This window comes from Paenibacillus sp. GCM10027630 (assembly GCF_042676305.1).
GTDB lineage: Bacteria > Bacillota > Bacilli > Paenibacillales > NBRC-103111 > Paenibacillus_S.
Window position 1 is genome coordinate 213318 of the sequence record NZ_JBHTGY010000015.1, and the last position, 21662, is coordinate 234979.

The 21662-nt window shown below is 47.6% G+C and carries 18 protein-coding genes and 1 pseudogene; 4 read left to right on the plus strand and 15 right to left on the minus strand.

Annotated features, from left to right (window positions below; translation table 11 throughout):
- Positions 1 to 14: 14 nt before the first annotated feature.
- The 6 genes from ACFQ0C_RS08630 to ACFQ0C_RS08655 form a co-directional block, all read right to left on the minus strand.
- Positions 15 to 1571: a glycoside hydrolase family 28 protein gene (locus tag ACFQ0C_RS08630; RefSeq protein ID WP_379365842.1), complete on the minus strand. Its 1557-nt coding sequence runs from the start codon at positions 1569 to 1571 to the stop codon at positions 15 to 17.
- A 65-nt stretch (positions 1572 to 1636) separates the two neighbouring features.
- On the minus strand, positions 1637 to 2308 hold the full coding sequence (locus ACFQ0C_RS08635; RefSeq protein ID WP_379365844.1) for a hypothetical protein: 672 nt from the start codon (positions 2306 to 2308) through the stop codon (positions 1637 to 1639).
- Between the two features lie 85 nt (positions 2309 to 2393).
- Positions 2394 to 3782, minus strand: a complete 1389-nt coding sequence (locus ACFQ0C_RS08640) for a sulfatase family protein (RefSeq protein WP_379365846.1) — start codon at positions 3780 to 3782, stop codon at positions 2394 to 2396.
- A 73-nt stretch (positions 3783 to 3855) separates the two neighbouring features.
- Entirely contained in the window at positions 3856 to 4746 is an 891-nt protein-coding gene (locus ACFQ0C_RS08645) for a carbohydrate ABC transporter permease (protein ID WP_379365848.1), read from the minus strand.
- Positions 4746 to 5639: a carbohydrate ABC transporter permease gene (locus tag ACFQ0C_RS08650; RefSeq protein ID WP_379365850.1), complete on the minus strand. Its 894-nt coding sequence runs from the start codon at positions 5637 to 5639 to the stop codon at positions 4746 to 4748. The genes ACFQ0C_RS08645 and ACFQ0C_RS08650 overlap by 1 nt, the downstream gene beginning before the upstream one ends.
- Before the next feature lie 86 nt (positions 5640 to 5725).
- Entirely contained in the window at positions 5726 to 7069 is a 1344-nt protein-coding gene (locus ACFQ0C_RS08655; protein WP_379365852.1) for an ABC transporter substrate-binding protein, read from the minus strand.
- A gap of 217 nt (positions 7070 to 7286) precedes the next feature.
- On the opposite strand from ACFQ0C_RS08655, the gene ACFQ0C_RS08660 reads away from it, so the two are divergent.
- A complete protein-coding gene (locus tag ACFQ0C_RS08660; RefSeq protein WP_379365854.1) occupies positions 7287 to 8060 on the plus strand; it encodes a response regulator transcription factor in 774 nt (257 codons plus the stop codon).
- Positions 7966 to 9846: a sensor histidine kinase gene (locus ACFQ0C_RS08665; protein ID WP_379365856.1), complete on the plus strand. Its 1881-nt coding sequence runs from the start codon at positions 7966 to 7968 to the stop codon at positions 9844 to 9846. Before ACFQ0C_RS08660 ends, ACFQ0C_RS08665 begins: the two co-directional genes overlap by 95 nt.
- 123 nt (positions 9847 to 9969) lie before the next feature.
- On the opposite strand, the gene add is transcribed toward ACFQ0C_RS08665, so the two are convergent.
- Positions 9970 to 11004: an adenosine deaminase gene (gene add / locus ACFQ0C_RS08670; protein ID WP_379365858.1), complete on the minus strand. Its 1035-nt coding sequence runs from the start codon at positions 11002 to 11004 to the stop codon at positions 9970 to 9972.
- Between the two features lie 234 nt (positions 11005 to 11238).
- Here add and ACFQ0C_RS08675 point away from each other — a divergent pair, with 234 nt between their 5' ends.
- Entirely contained in the window at positions 11239 to 12891 is a 1653-nt protein-coding gene (locus tag ACFQ0C_RS08675) for a stalk domain-containing protein (RefSeq protein ID WP_379365860.1), read from the plus strand.
- Between the two features lie 59 nt (positions 12892 to 12950).
- On the opposite strand, the gene ACFQ0C_RS08680 is transcribed toward ACFQ0C_RS08675, so the two are convergent.
- The 5 genes and pseudogenes from ACFQ0C_RS08680 to ACFQ0C_RS08700 form a co-directional block, all read right to left on the minus strand.
- Entirely contained in the window at positions 12951 to 13436 is a 486-nt protein-coding gene (locus ACFQ0C_RS08680) for a CBO0543 family protein (RefSeq protein ID WP_379365862.1), read from the minus strand.
- A complete protein-coding gene (locus ACFQ0C_RS08685) occupies positions 13423 to 13917 on the minus strand; it encodes a CBO0543 family protein (RefSeq protein ID WP_379365997.1) in 495 nt (164 codons plus the stop codon). The genes ACFQ0C_RS08680 and ACFQ0C_RS08685 overlap by 14 nt, the downstream gene beginning before the upstream one ends.
- Before the next feature lie 468 nt (positions 13918 to 14385).
- A complete protein-coding gene (locus ACFQ0C_RS08690; RefSeq protein WP_379365864.1) occupies positions 14386 to 15345 on the minus strand; it encodes a D-2-hydroxyacid dehydrogenase family protein in 960 nt (319 codons plus the stop codon).
- 138 nt (positions 15346 to 15483) lie between these two features.
- Positions 15484 to 15606: pseudogene (locus tag ACFQ0C_RS08695) on the minus strand (Xaa-Pro peptidase family protein); the annotation flags it as partial.
- An 80-nt stretch (positions 15607 to 15686) separates the two neighbouring features.
- The gene (locus ACFQ0C_RS08700) at positions 15687 to 16436 is read right to left on the minus strand and encodes a DUF1906 domain-containing protein (RefSeq protein WP_379365866.1); all 750 of its coding nucleotides are present in this window, start codon (positions 16434 to 16436) and stop codon (positions 15687 to 15689) included.
- A 236-nt stretch (positions 16437 to 16672) separates the two neighbouring features.
- Between ACFQ0C_RS08700 and ACFQ0C_RS08705 the strand changes: the two genes are divergently transcribed.
- Positions 16673 to 17236 carry a GNAT family N-acetyltransferase gene (locus tag ACFQ0C_RS08705; RefSeq protein ID WP_379365868.1) on the plus strand — a complete coding sequence of 188 codons (564 nt, stop codon included), beginning with the start codon at positions 16673 to 16675 and terminating at the stop codon, positions 17234 to 17236.
- A 175-nt stretch (positions 17237 to 17411) separates the two neighbouring features.
- Here ACFQ0C_RS08705 and ACFQ0C_RS08710 read toward each other — a convergent pair whose 3' ends face one another.
- The 3 genes from ACFQ0C_RS08710 to ACFQ0C_RS08720 all read right to left on the minus strand — a co-directional run bounded on the left by ACFQ0C_RS08710 (position 17412) and on the right by ACFQ0C_RS08720 (position 21480).
- Positions 17412 to 17987 (minus strand): xanthine phosphoribosyltransferase, encoded by a 576-nt coding sequence (locus ACFQ0C_RS08710; protein ID WP_379365870.1) that lies wholly within the window; start codon positions 17985 to 17987, stop codon positions 17412 to 17414.
- Positions 17988 to 18211: 224 nt separating this feature from the next.
- Positions 18212 to 20893 (minus strand): phosphoenolpyruvate synthase, encoded by a 2682-nt coding sequence (locus ACFQ0C_RS08715; RefSeq protein ID WP_379365872.1) that lies wholly within the window; start codon positions 20891 to 20893, stop codon positions 18212 to 18214.
- 11 nt (positions 20894 to 20904) lie between these two features.
- Positions 20905 to 21480 carry a TetR/AcrR family transcriptional regulator gene (locus ACFQ0C_RS08720; protein ID WP_379365874.1) on the minus strand — a complete coding sequence of 192 codons (576 nt, stop codon included), beginning with the start codon at positions 21478 to 21480 and terminating at the stop codon, positions 20905 to 20907.
- Between the last annotated feature and the right edge of the window lie 182 nt (positions 21481 to 21662).

A 21662-nucleotide genomic window follows, 5' to 3' on the forward strand; every position in this document is an offset into this window, starting at 1 on the left:
ACTAAAATTTCTGATTACTGAGGCATCCGATTAGCAGCGGCAAAATATTCCGGCTCTGACCCGTCCGTAAAGCGAACAGCCCTCTCCGCCTTGGAGAAATCATTTCCGACTACAAACAATTGGTCAGGATTTACCTGCTCCAATGACAGGAAGGTGCCTGTCCCTTCTTCAGCTTTGCAGCCTTCTACAGATAGCTCCCTGACTTCTTTTAATTCGACTGCCGAGCTGCCAGGCTTTGCAGGTCCACCGCGGAAACCCTTAAGCGATAACCGATCAATGCTATCTCCAGAAAAAGCATGAGACCAATGCTGATTCGGCGCACCAGCCCAGACAACCTCGATACCATCGAACGACACATTTTTGGCATACCGGCAAAACACAGCCGGAACGTCGTGCTTAAATACTCCGCGGATCGACGGCTGAGTATCGAATAAACCTCCCGGGTATCCGCTTTTACGGCGCATGATCAGCTTGAGACCGCGAATAGAAATGTCCTCGATAACACTGTCCTCGGACCCCTCCAGATAAATGCCGCCTTCACTTTCCACGCTCAAATGATCAATCCGGATGTTTCGAATGGTTCCCGGGGCCGCATGCTGCTCACTACGCCGTTCGGCGGTAATAAATATCGGCTCGCTTTTGCCCCACCATCTCAGCGGCCTTGCAATCTCAGCTTCATCACTGAACAGCCTCGTTTCAATCACAATGTTCGAGAATAAAATGTTCTCAACGGTCGCGCCATCCCGGACCCATATTCCAAGTCCCCGGTTGGAATCGCGAATGACACAATTTTGCACCACTATATTGCGGATATCCGCATGAGTTTCAGTACCAATCTTCACAGCGGAATCATGGGTGGTCAATGTACAGTTGGTTACCGTAATGTTCTCGCAGGACCCGTAGCGTTCGGCACCATACCGGGTCGTTTTCACTACAATGCAGTCGTCTCCGGTCTCGATGTGGCAATCCGAAATATGGACGTCCTTGCAGCAGTCGGGATCAATACCGTCATTATTGGGGGCACGCAGCTGGCCCATAATCTTAATCCCTTGAATCGTAACTCGTTGGCATCCCGTCAAATGAAGCCCCCACGAGGAAGCTCTATGAAGAGTAACATCCCGGAACAGCACATCGGTACAGCCTTCAAAATCAATCATTTTAGGGCGAAAAGCCGATATCGGCAGCAGTACATAATCGCCATCCTGCTTCTCAGGCTCCAGGAACAATTCGCCTCGGCCGTTAATCATCCCCATCCCTGTAACGGAGATCCGCTCGGCATGCCGGGCGCAGAGCAGCGCGCTGCTTCCTTGACCTTCGCTAAGCGCCTGTCCATCGGAATCGACCGGTACGAAGTCCTGCTCCTCCAGGCTGCTCACGATGATAGCCGCTGCATCCAAACGAAGATTCACATTGGATTTTAACAGCAAAGTTCCGGATAAGAATTGGCCTTGCGGTATAAGTACGGTGCCCCCGCCTTGCAATGCACAGTGATCGATTGCAGCTTGAATGCTTTTTGTATCCTTGGTGACCGCATCCCCTACAGCTCCAAAATCGCGAATATTTATAAACAACGCTGGACATCTCCTTTTACACAAGCTTGCTTTCCCTATATTTCGGGTATTCCCTATGTAGCTGCCTATTTTTTCTTAATTCCTTCATCTCCACAATAAATCGTGAATATTGCATCAATCGGCTTAAAATACAAATGTCCGTCCTCCCATGGCTGGAAATGCAGATCCATCCTGGAGTCATTCCAATTCACCGGAGTGCCGGAGGTGCTCAGCTTCTTGGGAAGAACCGGGTCCTCAATAACTTTGGGAAACTCCTGATAGCCGAACAACACATTTTCATGCATCGCTATAATTTCATACTTATCCCCTAGAAATGCCCGCTCCTCCTGCAGCTGATAATGATAATAGATGTAGCTGCTGATCATCTCAGGCTTCAGATGAGCCACTCTACCCACACGTCGTTCAACCGATTCCTTACGAAGCCAGTGATCATAACCTGCCGGTTCGTTAAAATGAAATACGTCTGTCATAAGAATCCATTTTCTCATCTGCTGTGTCCCCGGCCAGTCCTCCAAATGCTCCTGCAAGCCGCCAAACATGTCCTCAGGGGCGATGTCCCGCCCGATACATTCATAATATAAAAACAGATTTCTCATCCACTTGTAGCAGCCGATGGTCATGATGACTCCATCACGAACAAGCTCGCGAGCATTCTCTTGCAATTCAGCAGCCAGCAGCAATAGACCTGCTTCTTCGTGCCCGTTTCTCAGCTGGGTCCGGAACATGAATCTTTTCATACTCGCGCTCTCCTTATTGGATCATTTCTTCATTTGTCCGAACATAATCCACTCTGCACGCGGGCGGAAGTCCTCCCACAAACGACTACAGCTCAATTTCCTCAGGCAGTACAAGACGCTGCCCAGAAGGCTTCATCGGAAGCGGCACAATGACTGGAGCTTCCTCCCCCGCCTCAGTCATACGGGAGATCAGACGCTCCCTAAGCCGTATTCTTACCGCTTCATGCGACTCCGAATCTACCAGGTTCGACAGCTCGTAAGGATCCGCCATGAGATCGTATAAGAATTCCTCCACATACTCAGAGGAGCCTGCATCTTTGATTGGATTCCGCTCAGGAGCCGTCACGCCGTACTTCCATCTGCCTGTACGGATGGCACGTGCCACCTGCGATTCGCTGATCTGCACGAACACCTCCCGCGGCCACTCTGTCTCCGCGGCGCCATTCAAGTTTCCGCCGCGAAGCAGCGGAAGCAGGGAACGCCCTTGCATCTGCTGCGGCACAGCAATGCCAGCAGCATCTAGCAGCGTGGGCGGAAGGTCGATGAGACTGACCAGCTCCCGCACGCTTCCTCCGCCGCTGAACCCGGGGCCGGTAAAGGCCAGCGGCACGCGAATGGAGCTTTCATGGCAGGAGCGCTTGTACTCGCTGTTGCGAGTTTTAAAGTGACATCCATGATCCGAGGTAAAGGCGATAATCGTATTATCAGCAAGATTAAGGCTTTTCAGCGCGTCCATCAAACGGCCGAGCGCTTCATCAAGGCGTTTGACCATCCCATAGTAGCCATCCAGATGCTGATGCGCCGTACCTCCTAGTGCAGCAAGATCGGGCGGTACATACCGACCCGCATAGCTGCCCCGATACGCATCCGGCGAAGGATAATCATCCCGATGATTCTGATGGTGAGGCTCCAAATAGGAAATAAACAGGAAAAACGGACGCTCTTTCCCGCGCTGATCTGCAACATACCGAATTGCCGCGTCAGTCAAGGCGTCAACTCGGTAGCCGGGCAGCTCTACCCGCTCATTCTCTTCGTTATACAGCACTGTCCGGTAAGCATCCGAGGTATGCTCCAGAGAATCGGCCGCAAGCCAGCGCTGGTAGCCTCCCCGCTTCTCTACCGGCACCGGCTCTGTCCGTGTATTCGCCAAATGCCATTTGCCCATATAGGCGGTCTCGTATCCTGACTCGTTAAAAGCGCGAGCAATAGTGCCCGCATCCTCGCGCATTGGAATTCCGTTGGTGAAGCAGCCCGTTTCCGTAGCATATAATCCGGTTTGCAGGCATGAACGCGCCGGACCGCAAACCGGCTGGCAGGTGAATGCATAAGGCACATGAGTTCCGTTCATGGCCATACGATCCAGGTTCGGGGTCAAATTCAGTGGATTGCCGTGAAGCCCCATCGTATCCCACCGCTGCTGGTCTGTAAAAAATACAATTACATTCGGCTGCTTCTTCATTTTTCCATTACTCATTATGTTTCACCTTTACCTTTCCCCAAATAATCCTGAGAAGTCTATTGCCCCTCAGACCCATCACCAATGCTCCTTATCCCTTAATACCTGTAGTTGCAATTCCTTCTACAAAATACCGCTGAGAGAAGAAAAACAGCAATACCGGCGGAAGTACAGCCAGAACCGACATCGCCATAATCTGATTCCACTCCACCGTGCCTCCCGTCGAGTCTATGGACATGCGCAGGGCAAGCGAAATCGGAAACTTTTTGACGCTGTTGATAAAAATTAACGAGTTAAAGAAATCATTCCATGTCCATATGAATTGAAAAATTGCGGCCGACATTAGTGCAGGAAAGCTTAACGGCAGCAAAATGCGGAACAAAATACCCGGAGGACTGCAGCCATCCATAACCGCCGATTCATCGAGCTCCTTAGGCAGCCCACGAAGAAACTGCACTAGCATAAAGATAAAGAAAGGAAAGCAGCCGAAGGCAGCCGGAACAATAAATGGTAAATAGCTGTCAAGCCAGTCCAGGTTGCGGAAGATCAAATACCTTGGAATTATGATAACCGAATGCGGCAGCATCAACGTTGATATCATTAGAATAAACATAAAGTTGCGCAGCGGAAATGTAAAGCGTGCGAAGCCATAAGCAACAAGCACACTGGATAAGACCGTAAAGAATGCGGTTGGCACAACAAGCAGAAACGTATTTTTAAAGAACGTCCCATATGAATACTGCCCCGTCCCCGCCCAACCTTTGGCGTAGGAATCCCATACGAAGTGTTGCGGCAGCAGCTGCAAGGAGCCGAACAGGTCGGCATTGGTTTTGAAGGAGCTGAAGAACAACCATATCAACGGATACACCATCACCCAGCCTAACAGCAGCAGGAACAGATGAGTCATCCACTTTTTATTCATAACTGTTTGTTTACGTTTCTTAGTTATCTCAGGGAAAGCTGAAGGTGTCGGCATGCTCATTAGTTTTTCCCTCCATCTTCATAGTGCACCCATGATCTGGCCGAACGGAATATCAGCAAAGTCAGCAATAGGATGATTGCGAATAAAAACCAGGATAATGCGGAAGCGTATCCCATCTTCATGTTGAGGAAAGCCTCATCGTATATTTTTAATCCGAGCAGGTAGGTCGCTTTCAACGGGCCGCCATTCGTTACAACGAAGGCAGCAGTAAATTCCTGCAGCGCATTAATTGTTTGCATCACTAAATTAAAAAGAATGATCGGAGTTAAGAGAGGTAGCGTGATCTGTCTGAACATTCGCAGCTTGCCTGCCCCATCAACCATGGCCGCCTCATAAAGCTCCCCTGGAATTTGCTTTAAACCTGCCAAGAAAAGGACCATAGAGGATCCGAACTGCCAAACCACCAGCAAGCTGATGGTGCCTAGAGCTACAGTCGGGCTTCCCAACCAGTTGATCGGCGGAATATGTAAATAACCAAGCACATTATTAACTACTCCTTCTTTCATAAACAGGAAACGCCATAGAATGGAGATGGCCACACTGCCGCCCAGAATTGAAGGCAAATAATAAACAGTACGGTAGAAATTGACCGCCTTGCTTTTCATATTTAAAATAACAGCAATTAGTAAGGCAAAAGCCAGCTTCGCTGGAACTGCAATAATCGAGTATATGAGCGTAACATTCAATGAAGGCAGAAAGTCCTTATCTGTCGTCAGCATTTTACTGTAGTTGGCCAAGCCGATAAACTTACCCGGCTTCACAACCGTGGCATCCGTAAAAGAGTAATAGAAAGAAAGCAAAAGCGGATAGAGCTGAAACCAAATAAAGCCAATAATCCACGGAGACACAAATAGCAAACCCCACCATGCATGCGCACTCGTTATCTTTTTCAAGTCGGTTTATCCTTTCCTTTACATCTTTTAAAAAGAGTGACGCCCGATTCAGGCGGCACTCTCTGTAACTTTTTCATCATGTACAATTACGATTTCAGTTCCTTCAGCTTCGCGTTGAACCCTTTGAGAATTTCGTCCGCTGCCTGCTCAGGCGTTGCTTTGTTATAGATCAGCTTCTGAATCGAGTCCTTCACAATCTGTGCCAGCTCTGCATTGGTGCTTATCACATTAGGCGCTACCGCCTTCTTCTTCGCTGCCAAATCCAAGCCCTTGGAAATGTCCGGATTCAGCTTGCCTGAATCCTCCAACGCTTTGCGGGCGGTTGACGAAGCCGGTATTCCACGTTGTGTGGTTAAAAGCATCGAAGCGTCTTTATCATTAATAAGCCAGTTTAAAAATTTCGCAGCTTCTTCCTTGTTCTTGCTATCTTTGGCAATGGCGAAGCCTGTTCCCGCCACCATCGGGTTGCCGGACTGCGCGGCTCCCGGATTTTCCGGGAAAGCTCCTACGCCAATCTTGGCGTTCGGTACCGCCTGCTTATATTTATCCAACGACTGCACATAATCGAGCAGCATGCCGATCTCACCTTTGACCCACTTCGGATTCTGCTCCATCTTGCCGACGAAAGCCGTACTGTCGCCGAACGGCTCCATCGCGCCGCTGCTGTACAGATTCGACAGGTAAGTCAGACCCTCTGTCAGTTGGGCTTTGTCAAAGCCTGCTGTAAAGTCATCGTTGACCCAGCCCTTACCGGATTTTTGCATGATATACGGTTGCAGAATAACTTTATTAATAACATCAATATCCGCTGTCAGCAGGTAGGCATTCTTATCCTTTTCATGAATCTTTTTGCCTTCCTCGATGATCTTATCCCAGGTCCAGACCGTATCGGCTGGGATACCAAACTTTTGAAGAAAGTCTTGATTCGTTATGGTTGTAGAAGCAAACATCCCTGCCGGAGCCATAATCTGCCGATCCTTATAGGAGCCGAATGCTTTCAGCGTATCAGCTGGCAGCGTGGACATATCCACAATATTTTTCACTGTATTCAAATCAAGCAAAAAGTCGCTCAAATCCAAGGTCCACTCATAGGTGTACTGGAACAAGTCAGGAGCTGTTTTACCCGCGAACTGGGTTGACAGCTTTTTGTTATATCCATCAAAGCCCATATATTCAGCTTCAATCTTCACATGTGGATTCAATTTCATATAGGCATCGATGGCGGCCAAGGTAGCCTTGTGCCTCGGATCATTCCCCCACCAGGCAAAACGGAGCGTCGTTTGTTTGGCTTCCGCCTTTGTATCCGTTTTCGTTTCTCCTGCTGTTGAGCTGTTTGTATTCCCCGCCGTACCCGAGCCTCCCGAGCAAGCAGTCAACCAAGCCATCGACAGCAGAAGCATTCCTGCTACTAAACGCGGTTTTTTTATCATCTTACATCCCCCAATACGTTTATTTTTACTGGCGCCTCTAACAAAGTAACACGATTCATCTATAGAAAAAAGGGTCGTTCCTTATGTAAAGCGCTTCCAGATTCCTGTTTATTTGGGAAAAGGTATCATTTCTTTAGAAAATACCTTTGTTTTCTCTTTTAAAAAGTCCGTTTACTTTTGTTTTTTGAATTTTGTATAATGATAGAGGGTGATAACTATGTATAAGCTATTGGTTGTTGATGATGAAGCAGAAACGAGGAGTACCTTGTGCAGCTGTTTTCCTTGGGAGCAGCTAGGTTTCAGGGTCGAGGCAGAACGCAGCAATGGAATGGAAGCACTTAAATATATCCTTCAGCAGCCTGTTGATGTATTGCTTTGTGATATTAAAATGCCTGTGATGAACGGAATCGAGCTGGCCAAAGAAATTGCGAACCGCAAGCTTCCCATCCGAATCGTTCTGCTCAGCGGTCTGCGCGATTTTGAATATGCACGTCAAGCTATCAACTGCGGCGTTAGCCACTATTTAGTAAAGCCTGCCAAATTTAATGATATTTTCACCGTCTTAACCGAATTGAAAATAGAGCTTGATCAGGAAGCCAAGCATTCAAACTCGGATAGGCCGCTCGAGCATAATGAGTTAATTCTGGAAGGACAGGATGATCCTGTTATCCAAAAAATAATCAGCTTCATCGAAATGGAATACCGGACCGTAACCTTGGAGGAGTCCGCCAAGCATGTGCATATGAATCCTACTTATGTCAGCGCCTACTTTAAGAAGATGACAGGCTGCAAATTTTCTGAATATGTCCAATCTGTCAAAATGAAAAAAGCAGCCGTTCTGTTAAAGGACCGCCGCTTTAAAGCCTTTGAGGTTAGTGAAATGGTGGGGTATGCGAATGCGAAAAATTTTATCCGGTCTTTCAAGCAGTTTTATGGCAAAACGCCGGGGCAATATCGGCATGAAGGGCACTTTCCAGCTTCCCCTCATTGATTCGGCTTTGCGGCGCAAGTTTTTCGTCAGTCATTTAATGAGGATTTTAATTCCTTGCTTTATCCCTTTGTTTATATTAGGGACCTTAACTATTGTTATTACTAATCAATATATCCGCTACAATGTAGAGCAGAGCAATGCTAACCAATTAAACCAATTAAACGAGCTTGCGCAGGTGATATCCTCGGAGCTGGATTCCTTAAGCCTTTCTTTTGATAAAGATCCTAAAATTACATTGAAGCTGAAAAGTCTTCTGTCAGCACCCTCCTTTTCTTATGAAGATATGGAAGCGCTATTCTACTTAAAAAACGTACTGGATGTGCCTGCCAACTCCAAGCCGTTTATTCACTCCATATCTGTGTATTATGAAAATCCGTATAACCGGGTGTTAAGCTCGCGCGATGGACTTACCCAAATTAATCGTTCCGATGATACCTCATGGTTTGAGCGATACAACGACCTCCGTTCCCGCAAGGAAGAGATGATTACTGAGGTCAGAAAAATCGATGCTTATGGGTTTGACCATCAATCCAATCATCTCGTGACTATTTACAAGCCGTTCTCCTACGGATATCCCGGTTATCATAAAGGGCTGATCATCATGAATGTTCTCCCTTCCTACTTCGAAGCATTGTTCGATTATTTCAACGAATTGCCTGGGCGGTATTTCTATATTGCAGACAAAGACGGAGAGCCCATTATGAAATCCAGCGGCTTCACCCAATATATTCCCCTTCCGCTAAGAGAGGGCAGCCAAGATGGGAATGCGTCACTTAGCCGATTTGAATATGCGGATAACCTGATTAACGTGAAGCAGGTTCCCCGTCTGCAGTGGAATCTGATATCTGTCGTGCCCAAGGATTCCCTGTACAGCTTGCCGCGCACGATCGTGTATATGACAGTCATCTTATCCTTGTTCTCACTGCTGCTAAGCTCCGTGTATGCTCTGTGGATCACTCGGAGAAATTATCGGCAAATTGTACAAATCGCAAGTATACTGGAATCTGCCGACCGTCCCGCTCAGCCCATGCCGGATATTCCATCCAAAATTAATGATGTATACGAGTGGATCATCAAATCGATTTTGGAAACATTTCTGGAGCACAAGTATGTGAAAATCCAGCTCTCCGAACGGAAAGCGAAGATGGAACTGCTGGAGCTTAAAGCTTTACAGTCGCAAATGAATCCGCATTTTCTTTATAACACTCTGCATTCTATATATTGGAAAACACTTCAACTGACAGGCGGCCCTAACGATGCTTGCCGAATGATCGAACAGCTAAGCGATCTTATGGAGTATGCCGTGCGTTCCAAAGATGACCTGGTTCCATTAAGCATGGAAATAGCTCATGTCCAAAGCTTCATCGACATTCAACACTCCCGGTTCCCAGGCAGGTTCGACGTACTATGGGATATTCAGGAGGGAGCGGAGGCTTGCCACGTAATTAAAATCAGTCTCCAGCCGCTTATTGAGAACAGTATCCACTATGGCTTGGAGAGCCGCGAATTCCTGCGGATTAAGGTGAAATGCCGCTTAAAAGGAAACAGCCTGCAAGTGACCATTCTTGACAACGGAATGGGTAACCGAAGGAGCGGCTTGAGCAAATCCGCGCATCCTTCCTGTCAGAGCCGATGCAGTCCGATCATGTCGGACTTTCTAACACGAGCAAGCGGCTATCCTTGCAGTACGGACCAGCTTCGCTGCTGCGCATCCTTAGCAAGCCCGGGTGCGCCACGGGCATCACTCTTACGTACCCACAGGCCATCGCGGCTAACGATGCAGTAAATTAAATAAACCTGACCCTATTAGCGGCCAGGTTTATTTATTAAGGAACGAGTAGTTGTCGGTCGATGGGAAGGTGCACAAAGAGGCCCATTGGAATTACTGGAATTAAACCTTTGGTTCGCACTAAAGCTCTCCTATCAGCTGCTCAAACTCCAGCCTGAGCGATCGCTTCTCATCGGCTTCCAGAAAGGAAGCTTCCACTCCATTCATTACGAGTGTAATAAGATCAGGCACGGTGAAGCCAAACTTTTCAGTAATAATCCTGTATTCCTCCGTAATATTCGTGCCGGATACAGTCGGATTGTCTGTATTAATAGTCAATACCAAGCCTTGGTCGAAGTATTGTCTAATTGGATAGGCATCCCAATCGCTCACTGCCTTCGTCTGTATATTACTGACCGGGCATAATTCGAGAGGGATTCTTCTCTCTTTAATAATATCCATAATAGCCGGATTCTCCTGTACTCTTACCCCATGTCCAATTCTCACGGCCCCTAGATGGGTGATCGCTTCGTATATATTGCCTGGGCCCGCCGCTTCTCCGGCATGGATCGTTATTGGAATTTCCAACCTCCTCGCCAGCGCAAAGGTATCGCGGAAATTTTCCGCAGGATAAGAAGCTTCATCTCCTGCCAAATCGACAGCTACGAGACCTTTGCCGATGTAATTCAACGCGGCTTCAATAACTTCCTTGTTAGCCTGCTCCGAATGGTTCCTCATGCATATGGCAATCACACGAGCTTTGACACCAAACCTCCGCTCCCCCTGCTTCAAGCCTTCAATGACCCAATAGATCGCTTCATCTACAGTCAGTCCTTTGTTTCTATGAAGCTGGGGTGCGAATCTCACCTCGATATACTTGCAATAGTGTCCGGCCGATTGCTCAACAGCCTCATAAGCAACCCTCCGCAAAGCATCAGCCGTTTGCAGGAATGGAACTGTAAAATCAAATTTACTTAAATACTGTGTAAGACTGCTGCAATTCTCAGCCACTTGCAAATAAGGAAGGAGCCGCTCCTTGTCACTTACCGGGAGCGAAATACCTTGCTCCTCTGCGAGGATCATAATCGTTTCGGGCTTCACACAGCCGTCCAGGTGTAAATGAAGATCAACCTTGGGGATTTTTTGCATAACATCTGTAATTCTGCCACGTAACATTGACTTCCCCTCCCTTAGTCATATCCAATTTGCGTTTGATCAGCATGCCTAAAATTATATTTCATCCACTGTACATTTATGTTATGTAAATGTCAATATAAATGACACGCAATTCACAAGTCGACCTTGAACAACCATTGGAAACATTTTAAAGAAGGAATTCACGCGCCTTTTGTTGAAATTTAGTGTATGTTTAAAGACGGGGGTCAATAAATAAGTGAGGAGATTAGATCAATGAACCGAGCCAGACGTTTGAGCCATTATTTGTTGCTGTTTCCATTAACGCTCCTGATTTGGTGCGCCAGCCTTGCACTTCCGGCACAACAAGCAGATGCGTTCTCTTATAGCTATGAGGGAGTTCCCAAACAAACCGTTGGCGTCACAAAGCCGACTCTTTCCTTCTATTTCAAAAGCGATACGAATACCCAGCCTTCATCGTACTCCATGTATTTGAACGGTCAAAGCGTGGCGGTATCCTATGATGCTGTAAATTCCATATTCACTCATACTCCATCCAAAGATCTGGCACCTGGTCCTTATACCGTTCGGATCGCTATCAAGTTTGCAGGTTATGAGACTTTAGAGAAATCATGGACCTTCAATGTCGCCAAGGATGCGATCAAGCAATTCGCTGCTGCCACACCTGATCAACTGAGTACACTTACTATAATTAATGATTACCGGGTCCTTCACGGACTCCCAGCCTTTACATTCAACGAACAGCTGAGCGCAAGTGCCACTGCTCATGCCAATTATTTGGACATTAACAAGGTTAAGCAGAGCCAAACAAGCCAAGAAAGTCTTCATACCCAAGACGCTGACAAAACCGCCTTTATTGGCATAACACCGCTGGAACGTGCTGCTTATTTTGGGTTTACTAAGGCAGTGGGTGAAGATGCAGCTTATATAACCGGTACTAATGATGAAGCTATCGATGCCTTATTCGATGCTCCTTATCATAGAAATCCTTTTTTGAACCCTTATATAAAAGAAGTGGGAATTGGTAAAACGGGCAATTATACGATCATAGAATTCGGGCTTGAGCCCGATGCAGGCCCACAGCTTGTCGTCTCTCCTGCGGAAGGAGACCGCTATGTACCAACAACCTTTGAGGGCAATGAATCTCCAGACCCGCTGAGTATTCATCCGAACGAAGCTTTCCCTGTCGGATATCCGATCATGGCCCAGTATTACGGCTCTTCAGTAAAAAATGTCAAGCTGATCAGCTCGGAGCTGCTGGATAGCAAGAAGCAACCTGTGGAAACTCTTGTGAATACGCCAGATAACGATAAAAATTTAGACAATGCCGTTATAATAATGCCGCGCAAGCCGCTCCTGGCCGATTCGAGGTATTATGTAAAGCTGAAGCTGCAGGTAACCAAGAAGGACGGCAGTACGGTAACTGAAGATAAAGAGTGGGATTTCTCAACAGAGCCCGCTTACCAGGTCGGCAAAAAGAAGCTGCATCAAAATGCGGCGAATTACAAAAAGTATTTCGTTACAGTAGCCCCTATGATGCGCACAGCCAGCTTCGGGCTCGACAGCAGCAGCTATCAGGTGGATGGCATTAGCTTCCCAATGAAAAGAACTCCTGTTATCACCGAAGGTTTCTCTTATCTGTATATCCGCGATCTCGCTGCGGCCCTGGGAGCCAGCGTGGATTGGGACGAAGCCCAACGCGCGGCTGTCTATACGAAAGGAAGCTTGAAGGTTACGCTGTATACAACGAAAGATGCGTATATGGTAAATGGGGAGGTTCGTTCAACAACAACGCCTGCCAGGCTGATTGAGGAAAATACGATGGTGCCGGTTCGTCTGCTAGCCGAAGTGCTGGGGGCAAAAGTGGATTATATCGAACCAACGCGTACGGTAAATATTACGTACTAATTAATAACAGCTACTATTCCTTAAGTTCTCTTTCAAGTCCCCAATGGGGACTTATTTTTTTACAGCGGCTTAACCTTCCCCGCTCCTTTTGTAAACCAGACATAAAACCAATACGAGCCTTGCAGGGTAAGCAGTACACTTGCCCATGTATACAACCAATTCCAATGAATGTATTCAACAAGATCCGTATAGGTTTCGATAATAATTTCCATACCCGTTAACACGCTGGCATACAAGAGAACATAGCCTAATCTTAACCCGGCTCCCCTGTTAGATGGATAATGCAAATTATAGATAATACTGATGACGGGCAACGCAAAAAATTCATAGGTAAAGCTAGTGTTCGTCCCATTTGCCATAAACCGGCTTGGGTACTCGATCAGCCCAAGCTGCACGACAAATAAACCTAGTAACCATGTAGGCAGCTGCATAAAAAAGAAGCTAATCCATGCTTCTCTGTATTTCTTCTTTGGAACAAAAAACAGGAGAAGTAAAGCAGAAACCACCCAAACCGCGGCTTCTAATAAACGATTAATATCCCGCATCGTCTAAACCCCTGTCTGGAAAATGCTGTTTGAACATCCAGGCCACAAACCATCTGCATGCAAGTAATCCAATGAATAATATCAAGAACTGCTTAACTGGATTCCAATTCAAATGATTCTCTATATTTGTATACGTGGACATTATATAATCCCAGAAAGCTGCAGTCCCAGCGTATGCGAATGCATAAAAAAACTGCTTCACCCTGCCAATGCGAGGAAAATATTGATTAAACAGAACGCTAAGAGATGGATAAATAAAATATCCTGTCACAAAGTTTTGGTGTGTCGCGCCGGGAAACAAGCGTACAGGATACTCCACCAGATGGGAATTCACCAGTGTAAGGCCAACGCTCCACGTGATCGTTTGCATAGCCAAAAAACCAACCCAAAACTTGCGAATATCCCGCCAATCTACGAATTTGTAGAGCAGCGATATCATTATTGCACACCATATGACGTTCCAGGCCCACACTGCCGCCATCCTGTTCACCCCGATTCTCCTTTAGAATTACCAAGTGACAGATGGCGTATTCCTTGCAACAAAAACTCGGCAACCGGATGAGTCTAATTAGGCACCCTAAAGCGAAAATAGGCGGCAATTAAGAAAAACCGTCAGGAATGAACTTCATGGTCCTTTTATGTGCAAACTCATACGTGTGTGCGTGAGAAATCCGGTGTGCGGTTCCAACTGAAGGATGTGAGGTGCGCTATTTCATTGTTTTAACGTTAGTATTCAATTGAAACGGAACTAGGATCTCTTATTTGCTTAAAATATGGTATTTCTGTCTATTAAAGTCGGAATAACGCATCGTAGTTCCGCGAATTTCATAAAATAGGATCGGTTTTCAAACAATAGAGCATTGACGTTCCGCTAGTCTATACCTCTACCTTACTGAAAATTAAAAAAAGGGGTAAGCTTCGCTCACCCCAAAACATATACATTCATAAATTAGGACAGCTTCCGAATCGGTGAACCGGATAAAAAAGCCTCTATATCCTCCACAGCTTCCCGATAATAAGTTTGATAGTTCGCTCGTGATACATATCCAAGATGCGGAGTGGTCAGAACATTAGGAAGCTGACGAAATGCACTATCCGCAGGCAATGGCTCTATCTCAAACACATCCAGACCTGCACCTGCTATCCACTGGTTTTGGAGAGCTTCTATAAGGGCCGTTTGATCCACAATCGGAGCGCGGGATGTATTGATCAAATAAGCGGATGGACGCATCCTGCGGAGCTCCTCCGCACCGAGCAAGCCTCTCGTACGTTCGCTGAGCACAAGATGAATGGAAACAATGTCGCTGCTCTCCAGCACCTCTTCTTTGGATGAAGCCAGCTGTACGCCAACTTCTTCCGCGCGCTCTTTGGTTAAATTTTGGCTCCAGGCTATTACTTCCATCCCGAAGGCCTGTCCAATACGCGCCACATTCCCGCCAAGCTTACCAAGCCCGAGCAATCCGAGCCGTTTGCCACGTAGGTCGGACCCGATTGAACTCTGCCACGGGCCGTTCGACCGAATCGCATTGTGCTCCTGCACAATATTGCGGCAAAGCCCCAAGATCAGAGCCCAGGTAAGCTCTGTGGTAGGATCGCCGCCGCCCGAAGTGCCGCATACGACCACTCCATGCGAAGCAGCCGCTGCCAGATCAATCGATGCATTTCGCATGCCCGTTGTGATAAGCAGCTTCAAACGAGGCAGGCGGGCAAGAAGCTGCGCCCGAAAAGGAGTTCGTTCACGCATGATTATAATGATGTCAAACTCATGGATCACGCCAACAAGCTCATCCTCATTATCCAGATGCTGATGAAAAGTCTCAATCTCTACCCTGTCAGAGATAGATGTCCAATCCGCCATGGTCTGAGCGGCATGCTGGTAGTCATCAAGAATTGCACAGCGAAGTTTCATACGCAATAACCTCCTTCAGATATTAGTAACCCTACAACTTTATCAGGGAACCTTTAGTCCAGATTACCATAATTAAGGTTAGGTTTTGCATATTAAATTTCGCGAAATTGGAATTACACTCCTAATGATAAATCCAACTTAAATCTTCAATCTGGTTAACTGTTTCGGAAACGAAGACGACACTTTCACTTCTCCATCCGGCCCTATATAAATATCATCTTCAATTCTTACTCCTCCCAATTGAGGGAGATAAATTCCCGGTACCTGGCTATCATTTGGTATCGTATCTCGTGATAAGGGGGAACCTGTACCCGCTTCCGCTGGGCACAGGTTAATCCCATTTAATCCGGCGATTGACCGGATGCAATCCGAAGCTGATTAGCCAGCCAGTGCAGATAATCCTTCTGCTCCTGATCTTTTGCTTCAAACCACGCCGGGGAAATCCACGTGTTGATAATCGTTTGGGCTACACCTGGATCAAGCATCGTATCCTCACCCCCTCCGTTATCCGAGCCAAGACTCCACCAGCCTTCACTGCCGTAAGACTCATCCAAGTCAACAGCGATTCCATTTACAGTTATGTCATTTTGGTATTGATAGATGTTTTTCACAGACGATTGTTTGCCTCCGCTCCACGCATACGTCTGCCAGAAGCGCGAGCAGGCGCGGGCGGAGCTCACAGCCTCAACAACCGCATAAGAGCCGTATACCCCTGTATTGTAAGCGGGAGTCGCCTCGCTGGCTGCCCGTACATATTCGATGACCGTTGACATCTGAGCAGAGGTGACATCAAAATCAACGGCAAAATAAATGGTACTGCCCTCAGGCTGCCCTATTTGTGCCGCCACCACCAGAGCAGTTGCTCCATCGGCCAGACCGGCCGCTCGTCCGCCAAGTGCTCGAGCCGCCGTTGTTTCAAACACGGAGACGATTTGGAGACCCTCTTGGCTAATTATGGTAACTTCATTGGATGTTAACCGCTTCGCCCCGCTAGGAACCAGGTAACGACAAACGAACTCATACCCATCAGCACGAAAAGCCGCTGCTGTTTGTGCCGTCAATGGAGTAGCACAATCAAAACCTTTTGCCACAGCAAACCACTCCTTTTTGTCTGAAGTTATCGATTATGAGTACTCTTATAGAAGTATTTCTTCTCCAGCCTATTCACAAACCTCACATTTGGAATGGTTTCTCGTCCACTATTCCCAAAAAATCCGCAGCAGCACAAACCTATTTTTTAAGTGGAGTTCATCTTATTTTCATATTAGCAGGTTACAATCCGGTTATAGGTTTTACTACTACATAACGAGAGCGCGGTCTATTACATATGGAGAACTACTCCTCATTTCCCACACTTACGACAAATCGGTTGTTATTAAGACAAATGACAGCAGATGATGCGGCTGATCTTTATGGGATCTATTCAGACCCTCAGCTCACCAAATATCTCGACTGGTACGGTCCGTCCTCTCCCAACCATGCGCAGGACTTGATTGCATCATGGAATCAACAATTTGAAAACAAGCAGCTTCTCCCATGGGGGATAACTCTGCATACAAACAATCATTTGATCGGCACTATCATGTACATGCCTATCCGCGGCACCTTCGCCAACAAACCACTTCTCCCCGTTAATATTGGATTTGAGCTATCCAGCAGATATTGGAACAGAGGCATCATGACAGAAGCTTTGGGAATTGTCACCCGGTTCGGCATTGAACAAATTGGAGCTCACAGAATTCAAGCTGAGGTAGCACCAGGCAATACGGCGTCTTTGAAAATTTTGGAGAAGCTGGGTTTTAAACAAGAGGGCTTATTAAAGCAGTACTTCATGCATGAGGTGACCAAAACATTTTTTGATGTCATTGTACTTTCCCTGCTGCCCCTATGACTTGCTCCCTTTTTCCTTGCAAAATCGGTTTGGCCGTCCTTCAGGGACAAGTCTGTTTTCATCTGCAGGAAAGGAGGGGAAGCAAACTGAAAGCAAACTATCCCCTTTTATTAAACAAAAAGGAACTTTAGCCCCATCAGGACCAAGTTCCTCCGTTGTTGATATTCCTTGCTGTTTACTCCTCTATAAATTCAATCTTTCCTGCAGATAAAGACGCAATTCGAGCAAGGGAATCGACCCGGTACCCGGACTCTTTAAGCTTATTCGCTCCATTCTGGAACGATTTTTCGATCACTATGCCAATTCCCGCTACCTCCGCGCCTGCCGCTTCAACAATACGTGCCATTCCAATAGCTGCTTCACCGTACGCCAGAAAGTCGTCAATGATTAGAACCTTCTCACCTGCAGATAAAAATTTCTTTGAAATGGTGATCTCATTCTGCTGCTGTTTGGTAAACGAATATACGGTTTCAACATAGAGATTATCTTTCAATGTTAATGATTTTTGTTTTCTGGCAAAGATGAGCGGCACTTTCAATGTCAATGCGGTCATGATGGCCGGCGCAATTCCGGACGATTCGAGTGTGAGCACCTTGGTGACTCCGCTATCGGCATATCTTGTAGCAAACGCCTGTCCAATCCCCAGCATTAGCTCAGGATCAACCTGATGGTTGAGGAATGAGTCCACCTTCAACACTTGATCGCTTAAAACAATCCCCTCTGTAATTATTTTATTCTGTAAAGCTTTCATTACGGCCTCCATTCTTAACGGTTCTTCCGTTGGTCCCATACTTTCCTTCATCTTAACACGAATAATTTGGGCAGAGAAGTCGATGGGCTTGTTTGCTCAGCTTAAGCTGAGGAAAAGTGCACTCTTTCCCCTGCTCATGGAGAGTTACAGCTGCGTTAAAGATATACACTCTCGTTAAGTATGATAGGTACTTATGGAGGCGTTCCCTTAACACAGCCGGATGCTCAACCTTGTCTCTTCAGTATCAGCACGTAACCTCGCGTACCGTCGAGCCGAATATAGTCGCCATCCTTAATCCACTGCGTGGCGCCATCGATCCCGACGACAGCGGGCAGCCCATACTCCCTGGCGACTACGGCACCGTGGGTCATGAGCCCGCCGACCTCCATCACTAAGCCAATGGCCGAGTGAAATAATGGCGTCCAGCCCGGATCGGTGAACGGTGCGATCAGTATTTCGCCCTTGTTCAGTCTAGCTTCCTCTGGGCGAAGCACCACCCGGGCGAAACCTTCCACGACACCGACGGATACAGGCGTGCCGAGCAAAGCCCCATCCGGCGCATCCTTCTGCTTACGGTGACCGGTGATGATCTCCCCTTCGCTTGTCATAAGGCGTGGCGGCGTAAGACTCCGAAAACATGCATATTCCCGTTTTCGCTCAGCTATCTTCTCATCCAAGCTCAAGCGAATAAGAGGCTCCCCTTGTGTTAGCTGCAGCAGCTCATCAAGGGTCAGGTAATACACATCTTCCTCATGCTTTAGTACTCCCGCTTCAACCAGCAGCCTTGCTTCATCCATCAGTGCCTGGCGAATAAGGCCAAACGTCTGCATCATCAAATATTTCGGATGCTCCCTAATAGCCATCAAATTGCGGAACACCTTGATCAAGCGAGACATCAGCTTTGCCTTGAACCATCCGAATGGCAGCCCACGCACTCGTCTGATCAATTCACGAGCGGCTTCGTCTGCCTGGGTCGCTCCTTGCGCGAACCTCTCCCTGTGCTCGCCTGTTTCCATCGTTCGCATATGACTTTGAACCGCTGGAAGCAGCAAGCTCTCATCCTCACTCCACCGCGATTGCGTGATATCAATCTCGCCAGGACAGCGCATGCCGTAAAGCTGCATAAACCGATCCCATTGGCGAATAAACTCATCTCCGCCATCGGCCTGCTGCAAGATGCTGCGAAAGTTCGTGTTATCGCCTTGGCCAATGATCTCAGCAACCTCCGGATAACGTCTGGCCGTGTCCGCCAAATCGCCGATCATGAGGCCCATCTCACTAGTAACATTACCAGTAAGCGATTTATTCAGCACGTGTACCATCTTCGTGTCATCTAGCCATTTCTTTGTCAGCGACTTAATCAGCCCTAACGATATGATGCCAGCCAATGGATAGGCTATCACGTTGCGAAGAAGCGAACGTAGCATCATCCCGTCCTGCTCCTGCACACGCATGATCCGCTCAGCTCCGACTACACCTGTCAATTGTGTCCTGACCTCCGTCAGCCTTGCAGCCATCCATTCGTTCACGATTTGAACGGCTCTCGAGGTATCAGCGAACAGCAGGTTGCGGATCGCCTTACCGGCAATTGGCATAATCAGACGCAGCGCTCCCCGCTTAAAACCTTTTTGCCGCGGAAGGTTGCGAATGAACGACTCGCGTTGCACGAATTCCTCGACTCCGATGCCTATAAGCTCATCAATACCGCTCAGGAGCTTGGGGAAGAAGCGTCGAGCAGGCTTCAGCGTGAACAGCTTCGTTATATCGAGGAACATCCTGCCTCCCGCGCACTGCGTGAAGCTGCTCTCCGCTCGAACCGCAGCCTTGCCGAAAGGAATCATCGTACGCAGGACCGACAGCGCGAGCGGCCGCATGGCATCGGTCATCATCTGCTGGTGACCGAACGATAAGAGAATATGAGGGGATTCTCCCTCAGGAACGTTCATCTGCGGGACAGGATACAAGGATGTAATCGGACGGCTCTGAACCACATATATACGTCCCTCAGCATAACACCATTCAATATCCTGTTCCGATCCATAATGCTTCTCAATTCTCTCTCCCAAGGCAGCCAGCTCAAGGATCTGCGGGTCACTCAACGTTTGCTGTTCCTGCCTATCCTCCGGTAATTGTCGAGTAACAGTGCCTCCTTCAGGCAAAGGGAAGATCGCAAGCTTTTTCTTTGCAATCTTCTTGGCAAAGATCACACCTGCACGTATTTGGTACAAGTCGGCGGAAACCAAGCCCGACACTAGGGCCTCTCCGAGCCCAAAGCCGGCATCGATGGAGACCGTGCCGCGATGTCCGCTGATAGGGTCAGCGGTGAACATAATACCCGACATCTCGGGGAATACCGTCTGCTGTACAACCACAGATAGCAGCACCGCTCGGTGGTCGAAACCATTCTTCGCCCGGTATGAAATCGCACGGTCGGTAAAAAGGGATGCCCAACATTTGCGAATAGCTTCAAGCAATTGTTCCTCACCCAGCACATTCAAGTACGTGTCCTGTTGTCCGGCAAACGATGCCGTAGGCAGATCCTCAGCGGTTGCGCTGGATCGGACAGCATAAGCTTTGGCCTCTCCAGATCGGCGCCAGCTAGCCATTATTGCTGCAAGCACTTCAGCTGGGACTGCAACCGTCAACAGATGCTCGCGAATACCACGTCCCAGCGCTGCAATTTCATCCAGCTGATCAGCCTTAATAGCCGCCAAGCGAAGGAAAAACACCTCCATCTCGTCGCTTTGTTCAAGAAAAGCACGAAACGCTCCTGTGGTTACACAAAAGCCGGAGGGAACGGGAAAACCCGCTCGTGTCATTTCCCCCAGGTTGGCTCCTTTCCCCCCTACAAGAGGTAAGCTCGCTTTATCGATCTGTTGGAAGTCAAGCACGTAGCTATCCATCATGCACACGCTCCTTATTCGTTATTCTCCTTCCGAAGCCCATTGGTAAACAAAGAAAACAGAGTGTCCGCAACTTCTACCATGGCAACCCCATGCTTTGCTGCAAAATCAGGCCGTACGAAGGTTTGGATGCTTTGCAGCATAATAGCTGAGACTAATTTGGGGTTCAGGTCACGAATTAACCCCAACTGCTGCGCTTGGTTGAGTAGACCCTCAATAAATAGGAGCTGTCCGGCTCTAAAGTCTTCAAGCCGCTTCCACATCCCAGGAATATATTTCTGAATATCCTCCAGGAAGATAGGATTCAGCTTTATTATTTCTTGTTTGATCGCCGCAAAAGTATCCTCTAAAATTTGTATCGGATTGCCCTTCCGCTCCGCACCTTCGGCAACTTTGCAGGCTATAGCCTGCATCGTCTGCTCCAGCACCGCCTCGGCTATTTCTTCCTTGCCGCTAAAGTACAAGTACAGCGTTTTCTTACTCATGCCAAGCCGCGCAGCCAGTTCACTTAGTGTGACATTACGGTATCCTTTAGCATTAAAAAGTTCCGCTGCCGCTTGCACTATACGCATGTGATTCACTTCATCCACAAATATAACCTCCAGCAACAGAAACTAAGGAAACCACATAGGTATCTTTTAGTTTCCACTTTACTTTTTCCTGCTTGACCCTGTCAATCCCCCAATAAACCCGATATGATCCAGTACAGCAAAAAATAACTAATTCTACCAAAAACAGCTTACAAATTAGTCTTATTTATTGAAGAAATTAA